General features: G+C 67.2%; 23 protein-coding genes. 7 read left to right on the top strand and 16 right to left on the bottom strand.

What is annotated here, in order from left to right:
- Positions 1 to 48 precede the first annotated feature (48 nt).
- Both A176_RS17865 and A176_RS17860 read left to right on the top strand, forming a co-directional pair.
- Positions 49 to 729, top strand: a complete 681-nt coding sequence (locus A176_RS17865) for a hypothetical protein (protein ID WP_002637441.1) — start codon at positions 49 to 51, stop codon at positions 727 to 729.
- A gap of 821 nt (positions 730 to 1,550) precedes the next feature.
- Complete coding sequence (locus A176_RS17860) at positions 1,551 to 2,369, top strand: GNAT family N-acetyltransferase (protein WP_002637440.1); 819 nt, start codon at positions 1,551 to 1,553, stop codon at positions 2,367 to 2,369.
- 225 nt (positions 2,370 to 2,594) lie between these two features.
- Here A176_RS17860 and A176_RS17855 read toward each other — a convergent pair whose 3' ends face one another.
- Together A176_RS17855 and A176_RS38720 are read right to left on the bottom strand one after the other, a co-directional pair.
- The gene (locus A176_RS17855) at positions 2,595 to 5,981 is read right to left on the bottom strand and encodes a DUF4082 domain-containing protein (RefSeq protein ID WP_002637439.1); all 3,387 of its coding nucleotides are present in this window, start codon (positions 5,979 to 5,981) and stop codon (positions 2,595 to 2,597) included.
- 155 nt (positions 5,982 to 6,136) lie between these two features.
- Positions 6,137 to 6,463 carry a hypothetical protein gene (locus tag A176_RS38720; RefSeq protein WP_144429562.1) on the bottom strand — a complete coding sequence of 109 codons (327 nt, stop codon included), beginning with the start codon at positions 6,461 to 6,463 and terminating at the stop codon, positions 6,137 to 6,139.
- Between the two features lie 618 nt (positions 6,464 to 7,081).
- Here A176_RS38720 and A176_RS17850 point away from each other — a divergent pair.
- Positions 7,082 to 7,792 (top strand): iron-containing redox enzyme family protein, encoded by a 711-nt coding sequence (locus A176_RS17850; RefSeq protein ID WP_044890816.1) that lies wholly within the window; start codon positions 7,082 to 7,084, stop codon positions 7,790 to 7,792.
- A gap of 116 nt (positions 7,793 to 7,908) precedes the next feature.
- Here A176_RS17850 and A176_RS17845 read toward each other — a convergent pair whose 3' ends face one another.
- On the bottom strand, positions 7,909 to 9,003 hold the full coding sequence (locus tag A176_RS17845) for a helix-turn-helix transcriptional regulator (protein WP_002637436.1): 1,095 nt from the start codon (positions 9,001 to 9,003) through the stop codon (positions 7,909 to 7,911).
- A gap of 292 nt (positions 9,004 to 9,295) precedes the next feature.
- Here A176_RS17845 and A176_RS17840 point away from each other — a divergent pair, with 292 nt between their 5' ends.
- Both A176_RS17840 and A176_RS17835 read left to right on the top strand, forming a co-directional pair.
- The gene (locus A176_RS17840; RefSeq protein WP_002637435.1) at positions 9,296 to 9,649 is read left to right on the top strand and encodes an ArsR/SmtB family transcription factor; all 354 of its coding nucleotides are present in this window, start codon (positions 9,296 to 9,298) and stop codon (positions 9,647 to 9,649) included.
- A gap of 4 nt (positions 9,650 to 9,653) precedes the next feature.
- Positions 9,654 to 10,139, top strand: a complete 486-nt coding sequence (locus A176_RS17835) for an SRPBCC family protein (RefSeq protein ID WP_275472537.1) — start codon at positions 9,654 to 9,656, stop codon at positions 10,137 to 10,139.
- Between the two features lie 222 nt (positions 10,140 to 10,361).
- On the opposite strand, the gene A176_RS17830 is transcribed toward A176_RS17835, so the two are convergent.
- The gene (locus A176_RS17830; RefSeq protein WP_226994359.1) at positions 10,362 to 12,359 is read right to left on the bottom strand and encodes a hypothetical protein; all 1,998 of its coding nucleotides are present in this window, start codon (positions 12,357 to 12,359) and stop codon (positions 10,362 to 10,364) included.
- A 547-nt stretch (positions 12,360 to 12,906) separates the two neighbouring features.
- Complete coding sequence (locus A176_RS17825; RefSeq protein WP_002637432.1) at positions 12,907 to 13,935, bottom strand: AraC family transcriptional regulator; 1,029 nt, start codon at positions 13,933 to 13,935, stop codon at positions 12,907 to 12,909.
- 35 nt (positions 13,936 to 13,970) lie between these two features.
- Between A176_RS17825 and A176_RS38715 the strand changes: the two genes are divergently transcribed.
- The gene (locus A176_RS38715) at positions 13,971 to 14,639 is read left to right on the top strand and encodes a hypothetical protein (protein WP_144429561.1); all 669 of its coding nucleotides are present in this window, start codon (positions 13,971 to 13,973) and stop codon (positions 14,637 to 14,639) included.
- 14 nt (positions 14,640 to 14,653) lie between these two features.
- On the opposite strand, the gene A176_RS17815 is transcribed toward A176_RS38715, so the two are convergent.
- The 3 genes from A176_RS17815 to A176_RS17805 all read right to left on the bottom strand — a co-directional run bounded on the left by A176_RS17815 (position 14,654) and on the right by A176_RS17805 (position 18,956).
- On the bottom strand, positions 14,654 to 16,129 hold the full coding sequence (locus tag A176_RS17815) for a hypothetical protein (RefSeq protein ID WP_226994358.1): 1,476 nt from the start codon (positions 16,127 to 16,129) through the stop codon (positions 14,654 to 14,656).
- A gap of 113 nt (positions 16,130 to 16,242) precedes the next feature.
- Entirely contained in the window at positions 16,243 to 18,345 is a 2,103-nt protein-coding gene (locus A176_RS17810; protein WP_002637430.1) for a hypothetical protein, read from the bottom strand.
- 11 nt (positions 18,346 to 18,356) lie between these two features.
- On the bottom strand, positions 18,357 to 18,956 hold the full coding sequence (locus tag A176_RS17805) for a peptidoglycan-binding domain-containing protein (RefSeq protein ID WP_002637429.1): 600 nt from the start codon (positions 18,954 to 18,956) through the stop codon (positions 18,357 to 18,359).
- Positions 18,957 to 19,248: 292 nt separating this feature from the next.
- Here A176_RS17805 and A176_RS17800 point away from each other — a divergent pair, with 292 nt between their 5' ends.
- Positions 19,249 to 20,142: an SMP-30/gluconolactonase/LRE family protein gene (locus tag A176_RS17800; RefSeq protein WP_002637428.1), complete on the top strand. Its 894-nt coding sequence runs from the start codon at positions 19,249 to 19,251 to the stop codon at positions 20,140 to 20,142.
- Positions 20,143 to 20,149: 7 nt separating this feature from the next.
- Here the strand turns inward: A176_RS17800 and A176_RS17795 are convergent, their stop codons facing one another.
- The 8 genes from A176_RS17795 to ccmA are packed head-to-tail and all read right to left on the bottom strand — an operon-like array spanning position 20,150 to position 26,708.
- Positions 20,150 to 21,361: a zinc ribbon domain-containing protein gene (locus A176_RS17795; protein WP_002637427.1), complete on the bottom strand. Its 1,212-nt coding sequence runs from the start codon at positions 21,359 to 21,361 to the stop codon at positions 20,150 to 20,152.
- A gap of 26 nt (positions 21,362 to 21,387) precedes the next feature.
- Positions 21,388 to 21,939: a TlpA family protein disulfide reductase gene (locus A176_RS17790; protein ID WP_002637426.1), complete on the bottom strand. Its 552-nt coding sequence runs from the start codon at positions 21,937 to 21,939 to the stop codon at positions 21,388 to 21,390.
- A complete protein-coding gene (locus A176_RS17785) occupies positions 21,939 to 23,960 on the bottom strand; it encodes a heme lyase CcmF/NrfE family subunit (protein ID WP_002637425.1) in 2,022 nt (673 codons plus the stop codon). The genes A176_RS17790 and A176_RS17785 overlap by 1 nt, the downstream gene beginning before the upstream one ends.
- Complete coding sequence (locus tag A176_RS17780; RefSeq protein ID WP_002637424.1) at positions 23,957 to 24,436, bottom strand: cytochrome c maturation protein CcmE; 480 nt, start codon at positions 24,434 to 24,436, stop codon at positions 23,957 to 23,959. The genes A176_RS17785 and A176_RS17780 overlap by 4 nt, the downstream gene beginning before the upstream one ends.
- 6 nt (positions 24,437 to 24,442) lie before the next feature.
- Positions 24,443 to 24,631 carry a heme exporter protein CcmD gene (locus A176_RS17775; protein WP_044890804.1) on the bottom strand — a complete coding sequence of 63 codons (189 nt, stop codon included), beginning with the start codon at positions 24,629 to 24,631 and terminating at the stop codon, positions 24,443 to 24,445.
- A 2-nt stretch (positions 24,632 to 24,633) separates the two neighbouring features.
- Positions 24,634 to 25,347 (bottom strand): cytochrome c biogenesis protein CcsA, encoded by a 714-nt coding sequence (gene ccsA, locus A176_RS17770; RefSeq protein WP_002637422.1) that lies wholly within the window; start codon positions 25,345 to 25,347, stop codon positions 24,634 to 24,636.
- 3 nt (positions 25,348 to 25,350) lie between these two features.
- A complete protein-coding gene (locus A176_RS17765; protein ID WP_002637421.1) occupies positions 25,351 to 26,052 on the bottom strand; it encodes a heme exporter protein CcmB in 702 nt (233 codons plus the stop codon).
- Entirely contained in the window at positions 26,049 to 26,708 is a 660-nt protein-coding gene (gene ccmA, locus A176_RS17760; RefSeq protein WP_002637420.1) for a heme ABC exporter ATP-binding protein CcmA, read from the bottom strand. Before ccmA ends, A176_RS17765 begins: the two co-directional genes overlap by 4 nt.
- Positions 26,709 to 26,762 lie beyond the last annotated feature (54 nt).

Raw genomic sequence — 26,762 nt, 5'->3', positions numbered from 1 at the left:
GTCGCGTCGATGATGAGCGCTCTCGACTTCACTTCCTGGCGTGGCCTCTTGGCGACGCTGACCAGCCTCGTGCTGGTGTCCATGGTCGTCGTCAGCATCCGCCTGCTGGTGATGCAGACCGTGCAGCGCCGGCGCGAACGTGAGAACCGTCAGATCAACGAGCGGCTGAAGACGCTGATCTCCGCCTACAAGACGCTCGGCGGCTCGTTCACCGGGGAGCTGGTCGTGGACCCGACCCACCTGGGCGACCTGCGTCGTCGGCTCGCGGCCGGCGAGCCCCTCACTCAAGAGCCCGACCCGGGCCTCGTGCTCGCGTCGCCGCTCGACCATCCGGCGCTCGAACGCCGTCGGCGCACGCGCGATGCGGTCGAGGCGGCGCTGTCGGATGTGATGCTGCTCGGCACCGAGGACCAGGTGCGGCTCGCCGCCGAGGCTGCCGCGGACATGGTCGCCGGGCGCAAGGTGGGCACCGCGCGGCTGGTCGTGTCGCTGCGCGATTTCATTCGAAAGGCGCTCGACCTCGAGCCCATTCCCCAAGGGCTCGCGATTCCCGACCAGGGCCCCTTGCGCCCCAGCGCCGGCGGAGGAGGGAAGGGCGGAGACAAAGGCGGTGGTCGAGGCGGTGGTGGTGCGGGCGGCGAAGGAGGTGCCGGCGCTGGAGGCGTCGGAATGGGTGGCGCGAGCGTCCATGCGGACCCCGACGACGTTGACGGTAGCCAGCGCGGTTGACCCGGGGGGCCGCGCTCACGGCGAGACCGACGTGCAATGTCCGCTGAAGTGCCGATACGGGGCTGGTACTTCGAGTTCCAACCCCGCTTCAGGTTCTCCACGGGGAGGCTGAAGATGCATGGCGAAAGTGCCGGGCGGAGAGCAGGGCCGAGATGACAAGCGTCGTGCCCGCGTCATGAGCGCCACGGTGACATCCATCGCAACAGGGGCGACCGGCCCGTGCGCCGCTACCACCTGCTGGAGGGGGCCCGCGGTGAAGCCCCAAACCCAGCCCACGACGGCGGCACCGAGCCCCTGAAGCGAGGACGCCCTGGACCCGGTGTCATTCCGGGTCCAGGGGATGCCGCGTCGCTAGAAGCGGTACGAGGTCAGAGAATGAATCTGCGGGATTTGGATGGAAGGACGGGAGTTTGTCCGGCCCTCGGTGACTTCTGCTTCTCCCAAAGAGCATGGGCTGTGCCAGCTTCTGCTCCAATCCCAAGTGGTTGGATTTTCTCGGAGGTGCGCCGCGCCGAGGCTGCGCCCACGCGACTTCGCCTGGTGCTTCGGGACAGCAACTGGTGACCGGAGACACCAGTCCGTCCTCGCCCTGCGGAAGCAGTGAAATGGCCGAGTTCCCTCCGCAGGGGGCGTGCTGACGTGCCTGAGCGGCAATCCAACTGCCCACGTTTTCCTCGGCCGAGGATGAACTCCACCCTCAGCAAGTCCTCGGAGTCCTCCTCGTCACATGTCGAGGCCTCATTCGAACTCGAGCCTCCTGCGACGAAAGAACGTGTGAGGGCGGCGAGACATGGGGCCGCTTCGCTACCAGGAGAGTACTCATGACGTGCAGGCACTTGCGCTGGAGCTGGCGTGTCGCATCCACCCAGCGGGAGCTCGATGACGTGGCGCGCATCCGCTGGGCGGTCTTCGGCGGAGAGCTGGGGTTGCTGTCCGAGCAGTCCGCGCTGACTCGGCGGGAGGTGACCTGCGTCGACACGCTCGACACCACGGTGCACGTGCTCGTCTACGCCGGCGATGAGCCGGTGGCGACCATGCGTGTGGCGTTGCCCAACGCGGAGGTGGCGGCGAACCTGGGGGGGAAGGTGGGGCTCGAGATGGAGCAGCGAGTGGACCTCTCGGGTCTGCTCCAGCCAGGACGGGTGTTCGCGGAGCCCTCGCGCTTCTGCGTGTTGCCGAAGTGGCGGCGCTCGGAGGCCGTGACGTGGCTGCAGGCGGGCATGTTCGCGGAGAGCCGGCGGCGCGGGGTGACGCACTGGATTGCGTCCGCGAACCTGGAGACGGACTCTCCCGTGGACGCGCACCTTTCCTGGCAGGTGGCGGCCCGCCGGGGATGGGTGAGTCCGCACTGGCGTGTCGCCGTGTCTGACCCGCAGCAGGCCCCGGTGCAGTCCCGCAGTCCCTACTACACGCCGGAGGAGCGGGCGCAGGCGGCGCGGGGGTTGTTGGACGCACTGCGGCTGCCCCGCGCGCCCGCGCTCTTCGCCAGGACGATGGGGGCGCGCTTCATCGCAGAGCCTCTCTATGACACGTACTTCCAGTGGTTCACGCTGCCGCTCGTGATGGCACTCGATGAAGTTCCGGCGGAGTCCGTGACGAGGTTCCGCACGCTGGAGCAGGGGCTGAGTCTCGCCGCCTAGCGCTACCGCCGTCATTCGGAAGCCTCCGCGGGTGGACCGGGTGCCGTTCCTGCTGGCGTGGTGACGGAGGCCTCGGCCCGGCGTAGGGCTTCGAATCCAACCCCGTTGCTGCTCGCGGACCATGGGCTTGGTTCGCGCTTCCTCCTGGTGAAATGAAACGGGGCCTGGCGCGAATGCTCCGCGCCGGGCCCCGGAAGTGGACGCGCCTTGAAGGGCGCGAGCGACTCAGTTGTACGTGGCGGTGTATGTGCCGCCCAGGGCACCGTCGATGAAGGCGAAGTCCACGCCCTTGATGGTGCGCGTCACCGTCGTCACGGCGGCGCCCGCGCGGGTGACGGACAGCAGCGTGCGGCCCGTCGTGGTGCGGGTGGGCACCATGAGGGACAGGTTGCGCGCGGGGCTCGTGAGGTTGAAGGTGAGCACCGTTCCTGTGAAGGCCACGGTGGACACCTGGGTGGCCTCGCGGGCATCGAGCCACTCCAGGAGCTGCTTCGCGGTGATGACGGGCACCCCGTCACGCTTGGCGGACGCGATGATGGCGGCGGAACCGGACGCGCCCGCCGACGGCTGCGAGTCGACGTGCATGTTGGCGTTGAAGGCACCGTAGTAGCCCTTGGGGCCCAGCGCGTTGCTCAGCAGCGTGTCGATGTGCAGCGGATAGGACTGGCCAGACTCGTCCGTCATCTGCGTGGCGAGCTGGTAGACATCCAGCGGAGTTCCGTCCAGGTCCGCGAAGCGCATGGCCAGACCAGAGCCGGTGAACATGCCCGGGCGGTCCTGCACCCAGTAGTCAGGCCAGTAGTAGTAGTTGGTGTCCAGGCGGATGCCGTGTCGCCGTGACACCTTGGGCTGGGTGGACCAGTCGCTGAACGCGATGCAGTGCATGCGGTGGGTGACGGGCGCGGGGACGGCGGGGAAGGCGGACGCGAAGCTGGCGAGCTGCGGCGTGAAGAAGTTCGGGTCCAGCGTGTTGGCCGTGTAGTCCGCGCAGCCGGTGTTGATGTGCAGGGCGTACTCGAACCCCTGGGCCACGTAGGTGTTGGCCTGGGTGGCGCTCAGTCCACCCACGTAGTCGTAGATGGTGCCTCGGATGCACTCCCAGTCGTCCACGCTGCAACCGGCGGGGCTGTCCGCGAGGTACTGGTTCCAGCGTTGGGCGGACGCGCCACCCGGATGTCCGTCGCCCGTCATCACCACGACGGCCTTGTTGGCGTTGGGGAAGTACCAGAGGCGCGGCAGCGGCGTGGTGCTCGTCTGGTGCAGCACGTTGGCGAGCAGGCGTTGCTGCTCGTCCGCTTGGGGAATCTGGACCTTGGCCAGGTTCACCCAGTCCGGCTGCGGGTCGAAGGACGCGTTGCCGTAGAACATGTCGCTGGCGCGCGCGCCCGGGCCAATGGAGGAGCCGTCCCGGTTCTGTCCCTGCCATGCCGGGTTGCCCTGCCGCGTATAGATGACGGACTTCGCCAGGTCATACATGAAGGCGGTGGCGGTGCCGCTGCCCACGGTGCGCTGGCTGACGGCGGTGAACGTCGTCGCGGTGGTGGCATCCGAGTAGAGCGTGGCGACGGTGCGCGTGCCGGTGGCGACGGTGCGCCTGTCCGCGAGCCCGTGGTACTGCATCGTCTCCGCGGTGATGCCCGTGCCCGGGGCCTGGGTGTCGTTCACCCGGATGTAGCCATTGGCCTGCGTGCCCTGAGCGGCATTGAGTCCGAGCAGCGACTGGAGGTTCGCCGCGGGTCGCAGGGCGATGAGGCTGCCGCCGGCGGTGACCCAGTTCGTGATGAGCGTCACCTGGGCCGTGCTCAGCGTCTGCTCTCCGAGCACCAGCACCTTGTAGTCATTGAGGGAGACGGAGCCGCCCAGGTTCCCGGCATCGGTGGTAGCGAAGGCGGCGATGCCCTCGGCCTCCAGGATTTCGCGCAGGTAGTCGGTGAAGGGGTTTCCGGGCGCGGTGGCCACCAGCACGGGGCCCGCGCCGTGGACGCCCGGACGGGGCGGCGGTCCGTAGGTCTCGAAGACGACGTCCACCCAGTAGTTGGCGTTCTGGTGGCTGCCGTTGGGGAACGTGGACGTGGAGGCATAGGTGAAGACGCCGTTGCCGCCCGCAGTGGTGGCGCCGGGCAGGGCGTGCAGTGGCGGGGCGGCCACACCGGTGGCCAGGCCGGTGCTGTCGAACGAGTAGCCGCCCAGGGGCGCGAAGTATGACGCCACGTAGGTGGTTCCGGCGGTGATGGCGACGGGGGAGGCGAATGTCACCTCCTGCCAGCCGACGGCCGTCTCGTTGGTGAAGGTGGCGGTGGCGAGCGGCTGGCCCGTGGCGCTCCACAGATTGCCCACGTGGGTGCCGTTGTTGCCGCTGCCCTTGTAGAAGCGCACGCCCGTCACTTGTCCGTCCACGTCCGCGCGGAACTTCACGCCCAGCTCGATGGCAGCGGTGTCCGGGGTGGTGGGGGTGCCGGGCGTGGCGGTGGGGGCGAAGATGCGGAAGGTGTTGCCCGGGGGCTGCACCGGTGGCACTGCGCCGGTGGCCTGGAAGACGACGTCTACCCAGTAGTTGGCGTTGCCAAAGCTGTTGACGGGGAAGGAGCCCGCGGCGCCGTAAGTGAAGACGCCGTTGCCTCCGCTGGTGCTGCCGGGCAGCGCGAAGAGGGGCGGGGTGTCCTGTCCACTGGCGAGGCCACTGTCGTCGAAGGCGTACGCGCCGACGGGGGCGTGGTACGAGGCGACGTACGTGGTGTTGGCGGCGATGGCGACGGGAGAGGCGAACGTCACCTCCTGCCAGCCCGTGGCGGTCTCGGAGGTGAAGGTGGCGAAGGCCAGGCGCTGCCCGTTGGCGCTCCACAGGCTGCCCACGTGGGTGCCGGTGTTGGCCGCGCCCTTGTAGAAGCGCACGCCCAGCACGTTGCCGCTCACGCTCGTCTTGAACTTCACGCCCAGCTCCACGGGGGCGGAGTCATTGGTGACGGAGGCGACGGCGGGCGTGGCGGTGGCGGGCCACAGGGTGACGGGCTCGGCCGGGCGGAAGACGACATCCACCCAGTAGTTGGAGTCGCCGAAGCTGCTGTTGGGGAAGGAGCCCGCCGCGCCGTAGGTGAAGACGCCGTTGCCGCCGCTGGTGGCGCCCGACAGCGCGTGGAGGGGCGGGGAGTCCACGGCCGAGGCCAGTCCCGCGCTGGTGAAGCCATAGGCGCCGACGGGGGCGTGGTACGAGGCGACGTACGTGGTGTTGGCGCTGATGCGCACGGGCGCGGAGAACATCACCTCCTGCCAGCCGGAGGCCGTCTCGCCGGTGAAGGTGGCGAAGGCGAGGCGCACGCCAGCGGCGCTCCAGAGACTTCCCACGTGGGTGCCGGTGTTGGCCGTGCCCTTGTAGAAGCGGATGCCGAGGATGTCTCCTTCGATGTCGGACTGGAACTTCACCCCCAGCTCCACCGGGGCGGAGTCGTTGGTGACAGAGGGGACGGCTGGGGTGGAGGTGGGGGCGAACAGCGTGAACGTCGGCTGGGCGCGCACGGCCGTGGGCAGCGCGAGCAGGACGGTCACGAGCAGCGCCAGCGCATGGGCGCGTGGCTGCCGCGAGACCCAACTGGGTCGTGGCTTCGAGGCGGTCATTCGGACTTTCCTTGGGGAGGGCACGACGAGACAGAGCGGCGGAGGCATCTTGCTGTCTGTCTCTGTCGTGGACAATGACGCGAGACGTAGGTCCTCAAGTCATTGCGGCATGACGCGATTTTTCTTTGCGTGGCATGCGGCCTGCCCCCTGGAGCTCAGACACACTTTGGAACCGTCACCACACCAAACGGCACCAACAGCTCGTTGTCCTCGAGGTCCTCCTGTGGACCCGGTGCCATGCTTTCGTGACAGGCATTGCATCCGCCATTTCGATCGAAGATGGGCTGTCCGTTGCCGCCAAGGGGCCACGACGGCATTCCTCGGCGCCAGATATTGGTTTCATAGAGAAACAGGTCGTAGGAATTGATCGCCCCGTCGCAATTCCAGTCCTGAACCGGGGACAGATCCCCGGCCGCCAGGGCCGCGGGCGTGGCGAACAGCGAAGCAAGACCGAACACGGTGGCAGCCAGCTTTGTTCTCATGAGGGACTCCAAGTGAGGTTGGCTTCAGATGGGAAAGCCATGGCTGTATAGTGTGAATGGCTTTTTGATACAACACTTCGCGCCGACAGGCCCGGTGCGGCCGTTGTGCGCGTATGATTTTGTGGGGCTTTCGGAGTCAGCCATTGGGTTGGGGCAATTGCTCACGCGGACGATACCCCAGGGGTGGATGGGTTGACTCGGCTTCGCTCGGACGTAGGGGGGCTTGTGTGCCCTCGGTTTCGTGACGGAGCTTGCGCCTGGACGGAACGTGCCAGGACGGGGTCGCGCGGGGAGGGTCTCTGTGGACGCGGGCAGCATGGACCTTCGCCCCATGACAGGACGCCTGGCTTCATCGATGCCGCATTCGAACTTGAGTCTCCTGCGACGAAAGAATGTTTGAGGGCGGCGAGACATGGGGCCGCTTCGCTACCAGGAGGGTACCGATGATGTGCAGTGCGCTTCATCACTTCGCTTGATGAAGTTCCGACGGACTCCGTGGCGCGTTTCCACGCGCTGGAGAACGGCCTGAGTCTCGCCGCCTTGGCCAGGGCGGTTCCTTCCTTACACCTTCAACACGCAGTGACCGGGAGCCTCACGGGCACCGGACAGGAGACGTACGTGCACGCACAGACTGAGAATCACGTGGGGACGAATTGGCTGGCGACGCTGGACGAGGAGGCCCGCGGGCTGGTGGCGGCGGTGGATGCGCGGGACGACGCCCGCCGCCTCTTGGAGGGCACCCTCGACAAGGCGGGCTACATCCACTACCTCGTCCAGACCTTCCACTACGCTCGCTGGAGCACGCCGATCCTCGGCGAGGCGGGTGTGCGGCTGAGGCGGCTGGGCCGGCATCCGGAGCTGGCGGAGTTGCTGATCCAGAAGGGGGAGGAGGAGCGGGGGCACGAACGGTGGTTGCTGTCGGACCTGAAGAACCTGGGGTGCTCGGAGGCGTTCGTGGAAGCGGCGGCGCGGTGCCCGGCGGTGGATGCCTATACGGGGTGGAACTTCTTCACGTCCCGCGCGGGCGTGCCGACCGCGGCGTTGGGGACCGCGTACGTGCTGGAGTACTTGTCGCAGACGCGGGCGGGCGTGTGGGCCGAGCGCCTGAGGGCGGCGGCCGCCATTCCCAACATCCACAAGTCCGTGACGTTCCTGCGCAGCCACGGGGCCCTGGACGGAGACCACGTGGCGGAGATGGCTCGGATCTTCGCTGGGCTGACGGAGCAGGAGGACCAGGAGGCCATCCTCTTCTCCGCCCGCGTCGCCCGGAGCGTCTACCCGTGCATCTTCCGTGAGGACGGCGCCTCCGGCAGCCCTGTCGTGAGGTAGAGACGCTTGCACTCAAGCAGGGCGGCACCTCCCGTCCGAGCCATGGCTCTCGGGAGGTGTCTTCGCATGCGGTCCCTCGCTGTACTTCCCTTCCTTGCGAGGGGCCGCATGCCGCTTCACACTGGTCTGTTGAGGTGGGCGACCTGGTAGAGGAAGTCGGTGCGGCTGTCGACGCCCAGCTTTTCGAAGATGTTGCGCACGTGGGTCTTCACCGTCTCGCCCGAGATCTTGAGATCATCGGCGATCTGCCCGTTGGACCAGTTGCGAAGCACGCCCCTCGCGATGTCGAGTTCGCGGGACGTGAGCGCCTGCTGCATGTGCAAGGGAAGCGGAATGGCGTGGGGAAACTCGTTCAGCAGGAGGGCCCACTGGCGGGGGCCGTCACCGGCGGGCAGCTCGATGAACCGGCACGTGCGGTAGCCATCCGGATGGTTGTTGACCCAGAGGGTCTTCCCGAGCCGCGCGTCCGCGTCCATTCGAACCAGGGCGTCCAACTTCTCGTGGAAGACGAGAGGGAGCCCGGAGGCGTGGAGGTCCGAAGGGCTGAACCAGCGCTCCAGCAGGATGGTGGCGTGCGGGGAGCGGAACACCTCGCGTGACGGGGGTTCCCAGAGAATCAATGCGGAGTCCTTGCGTTGATAGAGCTCTTGGAGCAGTTGGGCTCCGGCCGTCATGTCTTGATAGACTTGGCAGTTGGCCAGGGATTGGGACATGTGCCGGATGAGGCTGGTGAGGGCGGTGTTGCTCTTGGCGTCGAAGGGCTGTCGTTCGTGGCGGTAGAACGCGAGGGCGCCGACGAGGCCGGGGCGGATGGGGACCAGCGCGGCCATGATGTGTTCGAAGCGTGGAGCCAGCTCCAGGCTTCGTTGGTAGATGAGGGTTCGTTCGTACTCCCTGCGAGAGAGAAGCTGCGTATCGCAGATGGGCACGCCGGGCCGGGCGATGATGGGGTCCCGGAAGAAGTCATGTTTGATGATGTCGGCGTACCCCTCGAGTATTGGGAGGCGGTGGCCGGGGACATGCCATCGGAAGTCGAGCGAGGGCTCAGTGCGCATGAGGCACAGCGCATGGGAGTCGGCCTGGACGAGCTCGCGAATCGACGCTTGACTGGCTTCGAGGACCATCGGAATGGACAGCGAGCTGTAGAGGTCTTCTATGACCCTCTCCCGAACCATGAGCTCGCGAGCGTTGAAGTCTGCCGGGTTGAACATCCGCCTCTCCTTGTCAGGCAACCCCGTAGGGTGTGTGTGAGGATATCCATGTCCAATAACCCTGGGACTGAAAATCTGTCAGTCACCCTGGGGAGGTATGTCGGAAAGCTTGACAAGGGTTGGGTGGGGCGCCGCGTCAAAGTGTCTGCATGACCTTGGTCGCCGACTGAGTGGATGCCCGCAGGAAGGGAGCCCTTTCGCTCCCTGCCTCATGAGGCACCTCCGCCCTCATGCCCATGGTCGTTGCAATATTCCTTGACGGGAATATGTCCCATCGGGAATATATGCCCTCGTGATTGAGACCTTCACGGCGCTCGCCGACCCGAACCGCCTTCGCATCGTGGAGTACCTGCTGGGAGGGGCCCGCTCGGTGGGGGCCATTGGAGAAGCGCTGCACCTGAACCAGCCGCAGGTGTCGAAGCACCTGCGCGTTCTGAAGGAAGCCGGGCTGGTGGATGTGGAGGCGCGTGCCCAACAGCGCCTCTACGGACTGCGGCCCGAGCCGTTGCGCGAGCTGAGCGCATGGCTGGAGCGCTACCTCGATGTCTGGGACGAGCGTCTGGGACAGCTCGACTCGGTCATCGAGGAACTCAAGGCAGAGGACACGGAAACCGCGCAGCGCCATGCTCGAAAGAAGAAGGGATGAAGCGATGAGCCTTACCTCAATGGAGTTGGAGTCGGACCGCACCATCGTCATTTCTCGCAAGTTCAATGCGCCTGCGCGCATCGTGTTCGACGCGTGGACGCGCGCGGACCTGGTGAAGCGTTGGTGGGCACCCAAGGCGCTCTGCGTCACCATGGTGAGCTGCGAGGCCGACGTGCGCGTTGGCGGCGCCTACCGCTATGTGTTGCGCAATCCGGACGGCAGTGAGGCGGCCTTCTCCGGCCAGTACACCGAAATCACTCCGCCTTCTCGGCTCGTGTACACGCAGGTCTTCGAGCCGATGGCGGACGCGGGTTCGGTCATCATCACCGTCACCTTCGATGAACGTGAAGGCAAGACACACCTGGTCTCACGTGAGCAGTATCCGTCGAAAGAGGTGCGGGAGGCTGTCCTCGCGTCAGGCATGGAGCACGGCATGCGCGCGACGATGGATCAGCTCGACGCACTCGTGTCGTCCGCGGACCTCGGCTGAGCCGCTGGCGGCAAGTGTGCCTGTCCCTGGCGGGAGGGGGCTGAGGGCGCGTGGTGTTGATGCTCGAACCGCCACATCCCTCTGCCGCTGACCTCGCTGATGCACCAGCCTGCGACAATTCAGGCCGGGCGGGGCCTGGAGAAGCCCCGCCCGACCTTCGCGGGCCTGATGCTCAGTCCTGTGAGTGACTGCGTTTCGGACTACTGCCCCGGCGCGCGGGGGTCACAATTCACAATGACTCCCCGTGAGCGCGTCCTGGCGATAGACCCCGGTCTTGCCCGGAACCGGCTTGAGGTCATACGCACAATCGCCGCGAGGAGGGAAATTCGGGAACCCAGCGGTCTTGATGTGGGCAATGCTATTCATCAAGTTTTGCTGGCTCGGCGTGAAGTGCCCGCTGTCATTGGTGATCCATTGGATTTCACCATTGTTCACCTGGATTGTTCCCGCGCCAATGACGTTGATTTTCTGCATGACCGTCTCGCCAGGTTGCGAGTTGGGCGTCGGCAATCCCGCGAACGAGCCCATCAAGATGCCGGCATGGGTGGTCAGCCTCGGCTTGTTACAGTCGCCGGTCGATGCACCCGACGGCCGGGTGTCTCCGACACAATTGGCCGTTCCGCGCACCTGGATGAAGCGCCCCTCCACATTGACCATGTAGATCTTGTTGTCCCTGGCGTCGATGACGTACAGCATTTCTCTCTGCGAATTTCCACTCCACGTTTGAACCAGCGTGTTGGTTGACTTGTAGTAGGCGCGCCCATCCTTGAAGATCACCTCGTATGCGGCGAGCGCTGTGCTGGGAATGCCCTTGGCACAGTCCGACCTTGGCAGCCAGGACTCACACACACCATTGCTCTTGGTGCCATTGTCGTTGTATTCGACGAAGACGCGGAAGTCCTTGCAGATCTGATTGGCAGGGCAAGTCGTCGGACAGGAACCGGCGCTGTCGGTCGCGAGCCCAGACGGGCAAGGCTCCTGGCAGAGGCCATTGCCGTCGAGATGCAAGCCCGCCGCGCACGAGGAGGTGTACCGCTCGCAGGAGCAGGTCTCCTTGATGCAGCAGAAGTTGAACGGCCAGTAGACACACACTTCCTGTGCGCACACCGAGCACGGACGCTGATTGACGCCACCACAGCTCGCGGAATCGGTCGACGCGGCGGCCATCTCCTCGGAAGAAACGGCGCGGCTCGCCATGGCGGAATGATCCCTGCTCTGTGCGATGTCCGCATTCGTAATCGTGTACCCCCAGCGGGCCGCCACCTGGATGAGCAGCGCGTCTGTCGTGGCCGTGCGCAAATCGGCCATCAGTCCGTGATTGTTGACGGCTGCGTTCAACAGCGCATTCATCGCCGCGTTGTACGTGGACTGCCCCGGCGTGGGAGGCGCGATACACGTGACGGTTGACGCAGGCGCGGCCAGCGTCGGGGGCACGAAGTCGAACCAGGGCTTCTGCTTCTCCTCGCACAACTGTTTGCCAGCGGCGTGCTCCACATAGGGATCGAGGAGCTGGTTGGACCCCGTCCCGTAAGGGGCGGCGTAGCCGTAGTTCGCCGCGCCGTTCGTCCACGACGCATAGCCACTGGTGGCGGTTGGCCAGATCACGTAGTTGGCCGTCGTCGAACCGGACATCTGGGGGATGATCAGGTCTCGCCACCTCACCGAGATGGTCTGGCTCGCCTGCCCCTTGAGGATCACGGTCTGGTTCGCGCCATCCAACGCGATGTCCCAGACATAGCGCGCCCCCGTCCTTTCGATGATCCCCACGACGTTGCCACTGGAATCATAGGCCACCAAGGCCATTCCGAACCTGTTGTCGTTGTAGCTGTGTGCCCAGAAATGCAGACCGTTCACCATGACGACGGGGCAGACCGCGCTGCGGTTCAGCGAATCGGGACCTTGCATGCAGGTCGTCTTCAATCCGACCGGCATGCGCAGAGGCGTGGCGGCGTCAAAATGGTGGATCGCCGGCGCTATCGACATGCTGTCCTGGGAGGGCATGGTGATAGCGCAGCCACATACGGCCTGACCTCCGCCCGAGTCGATACATGACCTCACGGGGGGATGATTGGGGTCGTTACTCCAGTTTCCCGTGAAACCCATCCCATATTGCGCGCAGACACCGCCGCACACCGCGTTCGCCACGCCATTGTGCGAGATCTGCGGGCTGCAACGATCGCCGATGGCGGCATGGGCCGCGGGCACTACGAAGAAAGCCATGACTACAGACAGTGAGAATACTCTTCCAATCGCACTCATGTTCACTCCCTCACGAGATCACTTTCAAGAACGCCTCGCGACCCATGCCGGCCCAGGGACGCATGATTTCGGCAAGGCGCTGAATCCCTGCATATGGCGCCAAAGCAAACACATGTCAAACCGCTCCCAACAGCAGTGGATGTGTAAATTTATGCATGCCCCTGCGAATGGGTTCGCTTGCACTGGGATGTGCGGCGGCCACTTTGCGGAAGGGGTCTTGGATGACCTCCTTGCCTGCGAGGCCCAAACTCCCTCAAATGACTGAACGCCGTCCGCACGCAACGTTGGAGCGGTCTGTCGCGTAGGCTTGAACGTCGTCGGGGGTACGTGAAGGAGTTTTCCGTGGGAAATCTTGCCGACCAGAGCACCCGTCGCATCACCAGTCCTGCGTCGCAGGTTGTCTACGACGCTGGCAAGTCACTGAAGCGCGCCGCTCGCCGTTCTCTCAACCCGAGGCAGCGCCGGGGCAGGGGAATGAGAGCGCCGCCTTTGTCGCGACGCTAAGAGCTTAGATGCTCATTCGGTAGGCTTGTGGCGTCATGCCGTACCAGCGACGAAATGCCCGAAAGAATGACGCCTGCTCGACGAAGCCGAGCAGGTAGGCGACCTCGGCCAGAGTCAGCTCCGGCTGCTTCAGGTATCCCTCCGCCAGTGTTTTGCGCGTGTCGTCGAGCAGCGCTTGAAAGCCAAGACCGAACTCACTGAGACGGCGCTGTAGCGTGCGCTCACCGAGGCCCAAGGCCTGGGCGACCTTGCTCAGGGTCGGCGCTCCCTGCTGGAGTTGATCGCGAATGACGGCTTGTGCCGAGACGAGCAGCTTTGGTGTCTCGTCGGTCATCGGCAGGGCATTCTCAAGGACACCGCGAAAATAGCTCTCCATCTCGGCGTCTGCTTTGCGTACGCCAAACGCCAGGATACTCGGATCCAAGACGAGCTCGGCGAGGGCGGAACCCGTCGTCACGGAAGCGCCGAGTGTTTCCTCATAGAGCGCGCGCTCCCTTGCTGGCATTCGCGCTCGGCGGCTGTACATCGCCCGCACGGGGATGGGGGCGTCGCTCAGCAGCGACAGCAGGCGAATGGCAACGAGCAGGGTGTAGTCGGAGATGAGCTCGCTGCCAAGGCGCGGGGCGTCTCGCTGCTCACGAATGTGCAAACCGTCGGCTCGGAGTTCCGTCTGGTACGTCGCGGTGCGGTTGGTCAGTTTTTGATATCGAGCATGACACGCCATGGCGACGCCGATGTTCGGCATGGTTTTACATGCGAGGCCGACAACGCCGAGGCTCTTGACGTCATATGCACGAACCGCGGCGACGACGAACTCCGCATAGCGGGGCTTCTCGAACATCAGTTCCATGTGCTTGTAGGTCGACGCGCCGCTGACGCGAGCGTCCGGCTCAAGCAACGCGGTCCGGCACCAGCCGACCTGGTCCGCCAGTTCGTCCTCGGTTGCGCCGAACAGAAGCGACGCTTCGAACGCAGGGATGACGTTGCACGCGGCGATGTCGCCCTCGGACAGTGGTTTGGCGGCCTGCGACATTGTTGGCGACTCCCGTGGTGCAGCACCATCTTCGCATGAAACGGCTCTATTCGTTCCTCTTCGCTATTTGCGGTGTGGTTGGCTGTGGGCACGCATCGGTCAGGCCTGTTCATGCGGCGCGGCTGGCGACACCGGCTGCCAGTCATGGTGATTTGATATACGTCGGGACAGTGACGCCCGAAGGAGGCACCGCACCTGCCTTTCGCTATGAACGGCGCGTCGTCGAGCGTGCGAACGGCGAGCGCGTTTCGACACACATTACGTTCGCCGACAACACGCCTGTCGTGCTGCAACAGGCGACGCAAGACGAAAGCGGTCGGCTCATTGCCTTTGAGGAAGTTCACGGTCAACGGGGCGAAGTACATCACTTCGAGGGCGGCGAGCGCAGGGATGCGAACATCGTCGTCGGACCGACGCTGTTCCAGTTCGCACGTACGCATCTGCGTGAATTGCGCAGCGGTCAGGCCGTACCCTTGGTCTTCTTGGACCGAGGCAGCGAATACGGCTTCGAGCTGACCCTCCATGGCGACACCGTGCAGATGCGCGCCACGAGCTTCTTCGTCGCGCTGGCGATTTCACCGATAGCGTTTCGCCTTGGCCCGGATGACCAGGTCGTAGCGTATCGCGGACGCGTACCCCCACTGCAGCATGGCCATGCGATCGACGCAGACGTGACCTATGTCTATCTCGCGCCGTTTCGTTAGCGCGTGTCCGCGTCCTATAGCCATTCGAAGACAGGCCCCTGGTTGGGGTCTGTCGTGAGGACGAACGTGCCTTGGAGCATCTCCAGGAGTTCGAGAGGCATTGCCACCGGTTGCTTGGGTGACGCAGGCGGTCCGCGCTGTCCCGCGTGAACCAGCCGGCCATCCTCCAAGAGCACAGCCCACCGTACGCCACCGGCTCGGTCGGAGTGAGGCAGATGGCAGTGCCTCGCGACCGCCGCGCGCGCGTTCGCCGGGAGTTCGGGCAGCGGCGTCATCCGTGGCGGCGCCGCGAGCCTCCCGTCGGACCGGAAGCGGACCTCCGCCAGCATGGGCAAACGGGCGTTCTTCACCGACGCGGCCACCAGCGTCGCATGGACGATGCCTGCGTCATCAATCCAGACACCGGGCTCGGAATCAGGGATGGCGCTGAGGCCGCGGAGGAGGGTGCTGGCCGCGCGGCTCATGCGGCCAGCGCCCGTGGCTCGCACGTGTTGGAGCTCCAGTCCTCCAGCCCCCTGGCTTACGAGCACGATGCTGATGCCATTGCCCACCGAAGCGGGTTGCAACGTGGCCCGGGCCGCGAGCGGCGCTGAGGGGAGCCGCACGCGGCCGACTTCCTTCCCAGGCGTCACGAGCGGCGCCTCCATGCTGGATTGGAAGCGCAAGAGCCGCAGGTCCTTTCCCTCCGCTCCCAGGACGGGGACGAAGAGTTCCCCGGCGTGGGTTTCCAAGGGCGGGCGGACCATCCTGTCCGGCGGCGCTTCCAACTCGATGCGGAAGGGCGCGGCGGTCGTCGCCGGGGGGGCCAGGGCCAGGATGGACGCACCCTGACGCCAGACGACCCAGCTCACGGCCTCGCCGCCCGGTGCATCGTTGGTCCAGGGCGCCATGGCGTCGGACGCGCCCGCCTCCACGGAGCCCAGCGCCTTCGAGGTCCGACGGGAGACGCCGCGTCTGTCCTCATCCGTTTCGTCGACGAAGACGGCCTGCATCAACACCGTGCGCCCCTCCAGGTGCTGGAGCCAGACCGTGCCCACGCCGGAGTACGGACCGCCCCCCAGCATCACCCCCGCGGAGGCCGGCCCCGGCTTTCCGGCGACGACTTCGAACTCGACCGGCGTGGACACGGCTTCGACGCCCACGGCATGGAGCCGGGCCGTCAATCGATAGCGGCCGGGCTGGCGGATGGGCAGCCATTCCTGGAGGGGCACCACGGACTCGAGCGCCCGCCCCGGGCCCAGTTTCACTTGGGGCGCCACGACACCGCCCAGCGGCTGTGTGCCTTCACGCGCGATGACGGTGTAGTGATTGACGTCGTGTCCCTTCGGATACTCGGGCCCTGTGACGGTGTACGTCAGGGATTGGTCGGAGTGCCGGAAGGGGTCGGGAAACTCCAAGGGCTCGGCGCTCTCGTTGGACAGCGCGATGCGCACGTCCAGGTCTTCCGAGGTGACGAGTTGCGCCTTGGGGAGTCGGAGTTGGATGCGCATGGGGGCACCTCCGGGTGGTGGCGTGGGCGCCACCCGGGTTGGGGGCGGAGCAGGGGCGGGACTCGCGGCCGACAGCGTCAGCACGAGCAGCCAATGGCAGGGAAGGAAGGCGCTCATGGCCGCGCGTTCCGGGCTCCATCACAGTCCAGGACGTGGGTGTTCCATCCCCGAAGGCGCAGCAAACACAGACCACAGAAGCGCCGCTCCGCGGTGAAGTCGTAGCCCATCAGGCAGTCCTTCCCGTCGACGTCATGGCGCTTCGCAATCGCGCCCCCAATCGTGCGGCTCACGGGGAAGGGCGCGTGGGGCAGGAAGAGCTGGTGCCCGATTTCATGGGCCAGCGTCTGTTCGAGCGTGTTGAAGCCGTTTCGGTAGTTCCCCTCCGCGGCGCACTGGATGACGGCGCAGCGGTCTCGCTGTCGCGAGGGGAACTCCGACGCGAAGCCGTTGACGCGAATGCCGTCCACGGTGGTCTCCCAATTGTAGAGCCCGGAGAACTGGAAGAGCGCGATGCCCGGCTCCGTCCCCAAGGCCGAGTCCAGCGCCTCGGTGAGCAACTGTTTGGCCCAGTCCTTACATTGCCGGTGGTAGTCCCGCGCCTCCAACAGGGGCATTCGTCGCTCCCGCGTGGGGGCGAGCCATCGGGCAAGGTCCACGTCCTCCGCGTGTTTCACGCGCTTCACCTCGGTCAGGAACTCCGCGTGGGCTCGGAAGGTGATGGCGTGGCCGCCCGCCGCGTACTGGTCCACCGTGGGGTCGATGGCCGCGCGGAGCTCCCAATGACGGGAGGTCCCCACCGCGGCGGCGATGCGCGCGTTGTAGTCCCTGGCATTCCATTCCGAGACACCCCCCGTCCGGTCTTCCAGCCTCAGAAACGCGCGCTCGAAGTGTCCTTGGACCGTGGGCAGCGAGAAGCCGGAGACCGCCGCGTCCTTGCGCAGGCGCCGCGAGATGTGGACCTCTCGCCAGGATTCAAAGATGCCGGTGGACGCTCGCACGGCGGCGGGCAGCGGCGCGTCGTCCTCCATGTCCAGCACCACGCTCCCGTCGCGCCGCCTGTCGTAGGCGAGCTGCACGGTGACGCGCCACGCATCCCCCGCGATGCGCGAAGGCTGGAACACCACACCCGTGCGCCCCGCGAAGGCGCCTGTGGTCCATGCCTGGCTGTAGGCCGCCCACTTGCGCCGGGTGCATGCGGTGACTCGGAAGGGGAAGGCCCCGTCACGTGGCTCGGCCCGCGGGGCGTAGCCTGCTTGTTTGGGGAACACCGTGGAGGACGGTGCCCCGCGTTTGCCTCCGACGTCCCGGTGCGCGTTGTCGCCCTTGGGGCGAGACGTCGCGCGATGCCGGTCCAAGGCGCTCGACAGGAAGGCGCGGGCGGACGGCGCGTGGTGCTCGATGGCCTCCGTCTCGTCTTCCCAATCCCACAGGAAGCGCACGCGTCCGAGCGCGGCGGGGGCGTCCACACGGTTCCCTCGCGAGTCCTTCAGCCACACCCGGGCGAACAGCGGCAGCTCCGGACCGCTGCCCCAGTGCTTCTGGTGCAGTTGATGGTCGGTGTTGTCCGCCATCTCCGACGGCTTCGTCTTGAAGAGGTTGCCGGCCAGCCGGATCTGGGCCGTCTCACCTGGCGCGGGGAGGTGTCTCAACGCGCGGATGAGGTCGCGGTCCCGCTGTTTCGCGAGCACCCGTGCGTCACCCAGCTCCAGGTCCATGCCCGCGACGAGCACGTGGAAGTACGTCCAGGCCACCGGCGACTGTGCGAGCCCCTCTCCCTGGAGCGTCAGCTTCAACTTGTACGGCGAGTGCTCCACCGTGACGACGCCGTTCGGAAAGGCTTCGCACGAGGGGACTCGGCCATCCCATTGGAACCGGTGCTCTCCTTGGAGGAGTTGCTCGGGGCCCAGCGTCCGCGACCAGAGCGGCGCCTTGCGGTGGCGCGTGAAGAGCTCCAGCGTGCCGGAGCGCACCAGTCCCGAGGTGTTGAGCAGGCGCCACGTCAGCTCGATGGGCTCCACTCCCGGCGCGAAGTGGAAGCCGTCATCACCTCCTGTCACCACGGGGGCGGGCGCGGGGTGGTGACAGCGGGATTGGGGGCCGCCCGGGCTGCGGAGGCGGAAGTCCGCGATGCCATGGCTCGAGGGACGGAGGCGGTTGCGATTGCGGCCCCCGGGCGCAGCCAGGGCGACACTGGCCTTGAGTGGAATGCGTGCCATGGATGGGGGCCTCAGGCGTCGTGCTGGCGGATGAGCTCGCGCTGGATGTCCGAGAGCTGCCCCGTCTCGGGCAGGCCGTGGCGCCGCTGGAAGGCTCGCACCGCGGCCCGTGTCGAGGCGCCGGGTGCTCCACGCTCGCCCTCGATGCAGAAGCCCAGGTTGTGCAGCCGCTCCTGCGCGGCTGTCAGGGCGTCGGATTCGAAGCCCGCGAGGGACTGGAGTTGCAGCGCCCAGTGGAGTGACACGGGCTCGGACGCCGCGGCGGGCGTGGCATCCGGGAAGTCTTCTTCTGACACGGCGGGGGGGTAGGGCGGCGTTTCGCCCCTGGGCGTCGCGGCGCGACGGGGGCTGGTGGCAGGGGGCGGTGTCGCGAGTGGCGGCCGGACCTTCAACAGCAGCTCCCCCTGGGCGAGTCCTGGCACCTCGTGGCTCAACGAGCCATCCGCCGCCGTCCTGCCACAGTGCTCGGTGCGGCCCACGGTGAGCACGTACTCCTGGCCCGCGTACGGCACTTCGTGGGGGTCCACCAACACCAGATGCAGCCGCCGCTGCTTCAGGATGAAGGTGCTCGTGTTCCCTGTCCGGATTGGTGCCGTCCTCGGACTGACCATGTCGCGCTCCCCCCGTGCCTGGAATCGCGCTGTGTCGTCACGTTGTTGAAGGCGTGCCCAAAGTACGTGAACCCTGACGGACCTCCTTCGCAGGAAGTTCGTGGATAACCCTGTTCTGTGCGTCGGGTTAACGGACCTCAACCTGGTGGGTTGCTCAGCGGACGCAATGCATGGCCGGCCGGGCAGAGCCCGGCGTGCCGCGAGCCTTGGTGGGCACAGGGGCCTGCCTGACTCGCCCAGCGTGGCTACCTTGCGCGGAAGTCCATCTCTCACTTTCTTGGAGGAGCCGCGCATGGGCACCCTGGAGGTCTTCCAGCACGACGAGGCACGGTGCATCTGGCCGGCGCGGGCCGAGCTCGGTGAGGGGCCGTTCTGGATGGCTTCGGAAGGCGCGCTCTACTGGCTCGACATCAAGGGCCGGAAGGTGCACCGCCTGACGTTGGACAGTGGCGCCCGTGAGAGTTGGGAGACGCCGCTTCGTGTCACCGCGCTGGCGCCTCGGAAGCAGGGAGGCTTCATCGCGGGCACGGAGCAGGGCCTCGCCTTCTACGAGCCCCGCACGGGCCGTCTGGAGCGGTTGTTGAACCCGGAGCCCGAGCGCACCCACAACCGCTGCAATGACGGGAAGGTAGACCCGGCAGGGCGCTTCTGGGTGGGCACCATGGATGACCACGAGGAGTCGCCCACGGGCGCGCTCTACCGGTTCGACGCGGCGGGGCACCTCGCCCGCTTCGATGACGGCTACACCGTGTCGAATGGTCCCGCGTTCAGCCCGGACGGGCGAACCCTGTACGTGAATGACTCGCCCAAGCGTGTCACCTACGCCTTCGACCTGAGCGCGGACGGCGTGCCGAGCCGACGCCGTGAGTTCCTCCGCTTCGAGGCGCCGCACGGCTTTCCGGACGGGATGACGGTGGATGCGGAAGGCGGGCTGTGGATTGCCTTCTACGCGGGGGGCTGTGTGCGTCGCTTCTCACCGGACGGCGCGTGGCTGGCCGAGCACCGCTTCCCCGTGGCGAAGACGACCAGCGTCGCCTTCGGGGCCCCGGCGTTGGACCGGCTCTTCGTCACCACCGCGCGAGATGGCTTGGATGCGAAGGCGCTCGAGGCCCAGCCGCTGGCCGGTGGCCTCTTCGAGCTGTCACCCGGCGTCAGGGGCGTGGCGCCGGTGCCCTTCGCGGGCTGACGCCCGTTCAGCGTTGCCGCTCTGTTTCGCCTTCCATCTCCGTTTCGTCTTCGAAGCCGTCGTCGTACTGCGCGGGCGGAGGCGCCTCCTCGCGCGGCGCGCGCAGCCGCTGCACCGCGAGGAACCCCACGGCGCCCAGTCCGAAGACGAAACCGAACGGGGCCGGCAGCAGGCGCATGTTCAACGCCGCGAAGGCCAGTGACAGCCCCACCGCGCCCGCGGGCAGGTAGCGCGTCCAGGACGGCCGCTCCACCTCCGGGCGCAGCGCCAGCAGCGCGAGGACCGCGAGCAGTGCCAGCTCAATCACCACCGACGCGGGCAGGTCCCAACCGCGCACCGTGGTGACGCCGCCGCCGTAGCTGTAGAGCATGTCATCGGTGGGCCGGTGCGTCTGGATGACGCGAAGCTCGGGCGGCCCCTGCGGCACCGGCGCGTTGTCCGGGATGATGTCCCCGCCCAGCTTCGCCGTTCCCCAGGGCGCGAACAGCGCCAGCAGGCACACCGCGACGCCGCCCAGGCCCACCAGCTCCGGCATCACCAGGAGCTGACGCGGCTCGAAGTACCGGCTCACGCCATCCGGGCCCGCGAAGACCTTGCGGTACTGGTCGTGGGCAATCAGCCCGGCGCCGGCGAGCCACAGCAGCGGGGTGACCCCCAGGCTCAGCGAACGGAAGGCCAGCGCCACGAACACCACGGTGGCCGCGGTGGCCGCCTCGGGCGTCATCAGCACCGCGGGCATCTTCTCGGTGAACCCGGGTGACTCCCCCGCGTCGCGAAGCTCCCTCGCGACCAGCGCCACGCCGCTCACCAGCGCGAGCAGCAAGCCAGGGAAACTCACCCAGGTGCCGATGTTCAGCAGGGACAGGAGGATGGCGCCGGCCAGCAGGAGGACGCCGAGCACGGACGGGGAGTGTCCCGGGACGTGGGCCAGCCACTTGGGCCCGTCATACGCGGGCTCGGACTGACCGGGGTCCGTCTTGTCCTCGGGCGGCAGCTCGGGAACCTCTCTGGCGGCGTAGGGGCGCCGACTCTCGTGGTCGTCGACCTCCTCGAGAATCTCCGCGGCGTAGGACGGCTCGGCGGCGTCGCGCTTCGGGCGCGAGGGGCGCGGCGCGGGCCGGCTGGCCGTGGCCCGTGGCTGCTCCGGCAGCTTCGCGCCGCAGCTCTCGCAGTACCGCAACCGGGAATTGGAGTCTTCACCACACGCCGGGCACCGCATACCGCCACCTCATTGTGACTGCGGGGCTACTGGCGCGCGGCCTCGACGGGGGCGGGGGCCGTGGACAGCTCCTGGATGCGCAGGGCCAGCGACTGCGGGTCGATGGGACCCACGTGCTTGCCCCGGATGACGCCATCCGGGTCGATGAAGTACGTCTCCGGGACGCCCGCGACGCCGTAGTCCAGCGCCATGCGAGAGCGCGGGTCCACGAGCTGCGGGAAGCTGGCGCCGTACTGCTGGAGGAAGCCTCGCGCGTTGTCGTCGGTGTCCTGGAACACCACGCCCAGGAACACCGCCTGCGAGCCGTACTGCCGCGCGCCCCACTCCAGCACGGGGTGCTCGATGCGGCACGGGCCGCACCACGACGCCCAGAAGTTGATGACCACCGGCCGGCCCTTCAGGTCGGCCAGGCTCACCTTCTCGCCGCTGTCCAACGCGCGCAGCGCGAAGTCCGGCGCGGGCTTGCCCTTCAGCATGAAGGGCACCTCGTGCGGGTTGCGCCCGAAGCCCTTGGAGAGCACGAAGAGCAGCCCCGCGCAGAGGACCACGAAGCCGAGCGTGTAGCGCCAGCCCTTCATCAGGCGGCTCCCCGTTCGGCGTCACCACCCGTCAGAGGGGAGGAGCCCAGCGCTGGAGCGCCCGCCATGGCCACGGCCGCCTTGCGGCGCGGCCACAGCGCGATGAGCGTGCCCAGCACCAGCAGCGGGATGCTCCACCAGATCCACCCGACCAGCGGGAAGACCCAGACGTTGAAGCTCGCCGTCCCCGCCTTCTCGGAGAACGCCATCAAGGACATGTACAGGTCCTCGGCGGGCGTCTCGCGCACGCCGGGCGTGCCGATGGGGTCGGTGCTGCGCTCGTAGTAGTTGAGGCGCGGCTTGAGCTCGGACACCTCGCCACCCGGGGCCGTCACCTCGACGCGCGCGGCCACGAAGGTGCGGTGGGCCTCCTCGCCGCTGACCAGCCCCATGTACTTCATCTGGTAGCCGCCCAGCTCGATGACCTGCCCCTTCTTCAGCGTCCCGGACGTGTGCTTCACGTAGGCGGACGAGGCCGCCACGGCGACGATGATGAGCACGATGCCCAGGTGCACCACGTAGCCGCCGAAGCGGCGCTGGGCCTTGATGGCGCTCGTCGTCAGCGCGGTGACGAAGCCTTCCTTGCGCTCGGACATGCGCACGCGGACCGGGGCCACCAGCTCACGCAGGGTGATGACGGTGACGAAGCCCGCCAGCCCGAAGGTCATCAGCGGGTACACCCCGCGCAGCCCCACCGCGAAGCACACCGCCGTCACCACCAGCCCCACCACGGCGGGGATGATGAACTGGCGGCGCAGCGTGGCGGGATCCGGCTTGCCCCAGGGGAGCACCGGGCCCACGCCCATCAGGAAGAGCACCGCGATGCCGCCCGGCACCGCCATCTTGTTGAAGTACGGCTCGCCCACGCTCACGCGCACGCCGCGCACCGCCTCGGAGATGAGCGGGTAGAGCGTGCCCAGGAGCACCGTGAAGGTGATGGCCACGAACACCAGGTTGTTCACCAGGATGCTCGCCTCACGGGACATGGGCGAGGCGAGCTGGCCCTCCGGCACCAGCAGCGGGCCGCGCACCGCCAGCAGGCCCACGCACACCACCAGGAGGAAGCCCAGGAACACCAGGAACGTGGGGCCGATGTCCGACTGGGTGAACGAGTGCACCGAGTTGAAGATGCCCGAGCGCGTCATGAACGTGCCCAGGATGGTGAGCACGAAGGACGCGAGCGCGAGGCTGAGCGTCCACAGCTTCAGCATCCGCTTGCGCTCCTGCACCATGGTGGAGTGCATGAACGCCGTCGCCGTCAGCCACGGCAGGAAGGACGCGTTCTCCACCGGGTCCCACGCCCAGTAGCCGCCCCAGCCGAGCACGGCGTAGGCCCACCAGGCGCCGAGGATGATGCCGATGGACAGGAACAGCCAGGCCACCAGCGTCCAGCGCCGCAGGGGCGCCATCCACGCCTCGCCAATCTCGCCGCGCAGCAGGCCCGCCACCGCGACGCCGAACGGCACCGTCATGCCCACGTAGCCCAGGTACAGCATGGGCGGGTGGATGATCATCAGGACGTGGTTCTGGAGGAGCGGGTTGGGACCGGGGCCATCCATGGGCACCGGGGACACCGCGCCCCACGGGTTGGCCGGACCGGCGATGAGGAAGGTGAAGAAGACGCCCACCGCCAGCATGGTGCCCAGCGCCAACTGCATGTAGCGCGCGTGCTCCTTGCGGTGGATGAAGGCGAAGGCGGCGATGTAGCCGCCCATGATGAGGCCCCAGAAGAGGATGGACCCCTCCAGGGCGCTCCACAGCGAGACGATGGTGTAGACCAGTGGGGTGGAGCGGCTGCCGACCTGCGCCACGTAGCGCACGCTGAAGTCGTGGGTGACGAGCGCGTGCACCATCACCAGGTTGGCGCCGATGAGGCACGCGGCGAAGCCCCACACCGCGCGCATCACCCACGGCAGGCCCGCGTCACTGCGGCGCAGGCCACTGACCAGGCCCACGAGCGCACCGAAGGCCGCGAACGCGAGCCCTCCGAGCACCAGGCCGTAACCGACGGTTCCGTTCACTTCGCACCCATGACCGTCGTGGCGTCGGAGAGCGTCTCCTGCCACTGCCGAGGATCCTCGCCCTCCTTGGGGGCGCGGTACTCGTTGGAGTGGTTCACCATCAGCCGGTTGGAGCTGAACACGCCGGACTTGTCGTAGGTGCCCTCCACGACGACGCCAATCTTGTCGCGGAACATCTGCGGCGGCGTCTCCGTGGCGCGGACCAGCACGCTGGGCGAGCCTTCCTTGACGTCATCCGCCACGCGGAACTGCAGCGTGGTGTGCTCGGCGTTCCACTGGATGCTGCCGGCCTCCACCACGCCGCCCAGGCGGATGGTGGCCGAGTACGCCTTGGAGCCCTGGCCCAGCATCTCCGACGGGCTCCAGTAATAGACGAGGTTCTCGCCGATGTTGCCGAAGGCCACGAACCCCAGGCCGGTTCCCGCGACGAGCAGCGCACCCAGGGCAATCAGACGGTTTCGCGCGACAGGAGACATGACGAATCACTCCTTGGCGTCGGTGGGGGCCTTGGGCCGACGAACCCAGAGAGACACGGCGTAGAGAACCAGCATGGCGACTGTAATGGCGTAGCAGGCCCAGACATAGCCCCACCCGCCGACGATGCGGCCACTGCCGACCTGGCCCGGCGCCGCGGCGAGGAGCCACAGCATCTGTGTGGAAAGCGTCGTCATGTTCAGGCCACCCGGGAGGAGTTGGCGCCGCTGGCGGCGGCGAGGTCCGAAGGCACCGCGTCCGGAAGGGCCACTTCCGCCTGGCGCTCGGCCAGGGCCTGGCGGTAGCGCGCCACCAGGAACCAGACGGTGATGAACAGCATGCCGAAGGCCGACACGCGCAGCGCCAGGGTCATCTCCGGGTCCACCGTCTTGGGCGTGGACTGCACCTGGTGCAGGCTGCGCCACCAGCGCACGGAGAACCACACGATGGGCAGGTTGATGGCGCCGATGATGGCCACCACCGAGCTCCACGTCGCGCGCTTCTCCGGGTCCTCCACGAAGCGCCGCAGGACGAGGTAGCCGGTGTAGGCCACCAACATGATGGCCTGCGACGTCAGCCGCGGGTCCCAGGACCAGTAGACGCCCCAGGTGGGCCGGCCCCAGATGGCGCCGGTGATCATCCCCGCGGTGCCCAACACCAGGCCGACTTCCGCCGAGGCCTCCGCGGTGGCGTCCAGCTTCCAGCTCGCCTTGAACATGTAGCTGACGGCCGCCACGAAGTTGACGAACATGGCGACCATGGCCGCCCACTGGAGCGGAACGTGGACGTACATGATGCGCTGCACGTCGCCCATCTCACGGTCCGGCGGCGCCCACGCGAGCCCCAGCCACCACCCCGTGGCGAGCACGGCCAGCGACAGCGCCAGCAGGCCCCACTTGATGAACTTTCCCATCCGTCAGTCCTCGATGATCCGCGGGAACAGCAAGAAGCCTACGCTCCAATAAATCAGATTGAAGCCGCCCAAAAGCCCCGCCCATGAGCCAAACTGATTCATGGGGTCTCCCTGAAGTACGAGCGTGGTCGCCTTGGCGGCGGAGAGCAGGGCCGGGATGACGAGCGGGAACAATAGCAAAGGCAGGAGCACGTCTCGTGCCCGGGCATTGCTCGAAATCGCAGCGTAGACGGTGCCGGGGGCGCTCAGGGCCAGGCAACCGAGCAGGAGGATGAGCCCCAGGTCCGCCACGCTGGTGACGATGCTCACCCCATAGAGGGCGACCATCACGGGCACCAGCAGGGCGCCCAGCGCCGTCAGCAGCAGGGTGTTCCCCAGCGCCTTGGACAGGAAGATGGCGCGGGCATCCGCGGGGGCCAGCCGGATGCCGTCCATGCACGCGTTCTCCGACTCGACGCGGAAGGACTCGCCCAGGGCCAGCACGCTGGCGAAGAGGATGGCCAGCCAGAAGTAGCCGCCCGCGTTCTTCTCCAGCAGCTTGGTGTCCGGGCCCAGTGCGAAGGAGAACATCAGCAGCGTGGCCAGCGCGAAGAAGATGATGGCGTTGAGCCGCGCGCGGGTGCGCCACTCGATGAGCAGGTCCTTGCGCAGCAGGGCCAGCGTGGCCGTCAGCAGGCCAATGGGACGGGGCCGGGGGGCGCTCATGCCGCCACCGCCCGGCCGTCCTGCAGGTGCAGCCGCTCTTCACACAGCGTCAGCCCCTGCTCGATGAGGTGCGTGGCCAGGATGACGGTGACCCCGCTGGCCTTGAGCTCCGCGATGATGGCCTCCATGTCGCGGATTCCCGAGGGGTCCAGCTCACCGAAGGGCTCGTCGAGCAGGGCGATGGACGGCGCCTTGAGCAGCAGGCGGGCAATCGCCAGGCGCTTGCGCATGCCGGCGCTGAAGCCGCGGACCGGGCTGTCGGACCGGCGGTCCAGGCCCACCCGGGCGAGCTTCTCGTTGGCCGCGTCGGAAGGGGAGGGGACCCCCAGCAGGCGGGCGAGCACCGTGAGGTTCTGGTGCGCGGTCAGGTCCTCATAGAGGAAGCTGGCGTGGGACAGGAGCGCCACGTCGCGGCGCACCGCGTCGCGGTCCACCACCGCGTCCCGGCCGAGCACCTCCACGCGGCCCGCCGTGGGGCTGAGCGCGGTGGCGAGCAGTCGCAGCAGGGTCGTCTTGCCTGATCCGTTGTGGCCCGTGAGCAGGAGCGAGCGCCCGGCCGGCAGCGCGTACGTCAGCCGCGCCAGTGCCCACCGGCGGCCATAACGCTTGCTGACGTCATGCAGGGCGAGGGCGGGGGCGGCGGAGAGGGGAGGCATCGGCGGTGCCGTTCGTATCTGGAAACCCGGGTGTCCACCAGTGAAACCCGGGGC

The organism is Myxococcus hansupus, from assembly GCF_000280925.3.
Lineage (GTDB): Bacteria > Myxococcota > Myxococcia > Myxococcales > Myxococcaceae > Myxococcus > Myxococcus hansupus.
Note: the sequence above shows the minus strand (reverse complement) of the source record. Positions and strands in the feature narration are given on the sequence as shown.

Excerpts from the sequence above, each read along its gene's own strand:
- A176_RS38715 (WP_144429561.1), top strand. The coding sequence starts at position 13,971 with ATGAAACGGCTCTATTCGTTCCTCTTCGCTATTTGCGGTGTGGTTGGC.
- ccsA (WP_002637422.1), bottom strand. The coding sequence starts at position 25,347 with ATGGGAAAGTTCATCAAGTGGGGCCTGCTGGCGCTGTCGCTGGCCGTG.
- A176_RS17845 (WP_002637436.1), bottom strand. The coding sequence starts at position 9,003 with ATGTTCAACCCGGCAGACTTCAACGCTCGCGAGCTCATGGTTCGGGAG.
- A176_RS17795 (WP_002637427.1), bottom strand. The coding sequence starts at position 21,361 with ATGCGGTGCCCGGCGTGTGGTGAAGACTCCAATTCCCGGTTGCGGTAC.
- A176_RS17765 (WP_002637421.1), bottom strand. The coding sequence starts at position 26,052 with ATGAGCGCCCCCCGGCCCCGTCCCATTGGCCTGCTGACGGCCACGCTG.
- A176_RS17830 (WP_226994359.1), bottom strand. The coding sequence starts at position 12,359 with ATGGCTTTCTTCGTAGTGCCCGCGGCCCATGCCGCCATCGGCGATCGT.
- A176_RS17805 (WP_002637429.1), bottom strand. The coding sequence starts at position 18,956 with ATGGTCAGTCCGAGGACGGCACCAATCCGGACAGGGAACACGAGCACC.
- A176_RS17855 (WP_002637439.1), bottom strand. The coding sequence starts at position 5,981 with ATGACCGCCTCGAAGCCACGACCCAGTTGGGTCTCGCGGCAGCCACGC.
- A176_RS17825 (WP_002637432.1), bottom strand. The coding sequence starts at position 13,935 with ATGTCGCAGGCCGCCAAACCACTGTCCGAGGGCGACATCGCCGCGTGC.
- A176_RS17810 (WP_002637430.1), bottom strand. The coding sequence starts at position 18,345 with ATGGCACGCATTCCACTCAAGGCCAGTGTCGCCCTGGCTGCGCCCGGG.
- A176_RS17780 (WP_002637424.1), bottom strand. The coding sequence starts at position 24,436 with ATGTCTCCTGTCGCGCGAAACCGTCTGATTGCCCTGGGTGCGCTGCTC.
- A176_RS17800 (WP_002637428.1), top strand. The coding sequence starts at position 19,249 with ATGGGCACCCTGGAGGTCTTCCAGCACGACGAGGCACGGTGCATCTGG.
- ccmA (WP_002637420.1), bottom strand. The coding sequence starts at position 26,708 with ATGCCTCCCCTCTCCGCCGCCCCCGCCCTCGCCCTGCATGACGTCAGC.
- A176_RS38720 (WP_144429562.1), bottom strand. The coding sequence starts at position 6,463 with ATGAGAACAAAGCTGGCTGCCACCGTGTTCGGTCTTGCTTCGCTGTTC.
- A176_RS17835 (WP_275472537.1), top strand. The coding sequence starts at position 9,654 with ATGAGCCTTACCTCAATGGAGTTGGAGTCGGACCGCACCATCGTCATT.
- A176_RS17775 (WP_044890804.1), bottom strand. The coding sequence starts at position 24,631 with ATGACGACGCTTTCCACACAGATGCTGTGGCTCCTCGCCGCGGCGCCG.
- A176_RS17790 (WP_002637426.1), bottom strand. The coding sequence starts at position 21,939 with ATGAAGGGCTGGCGCTACACGCTCGGCTTCGTGGTCCTCTGCGCGGGG.
- A176_RS17815 (WP_226994358.1), bottom strand. The coding sequence starts at position 16,129 with ATGCGCATCCAACTCCGACTCCCCAAGGCGCAACTCGTCACCTCGGAA.
- A176_RS17860 (WP_002637440.1), top strand. The coding sequence starts at position 1,551 with ATGACGTGCAGGCACTTGCGCTGGAGCTGGCGTGTCGCATCCACCCAG.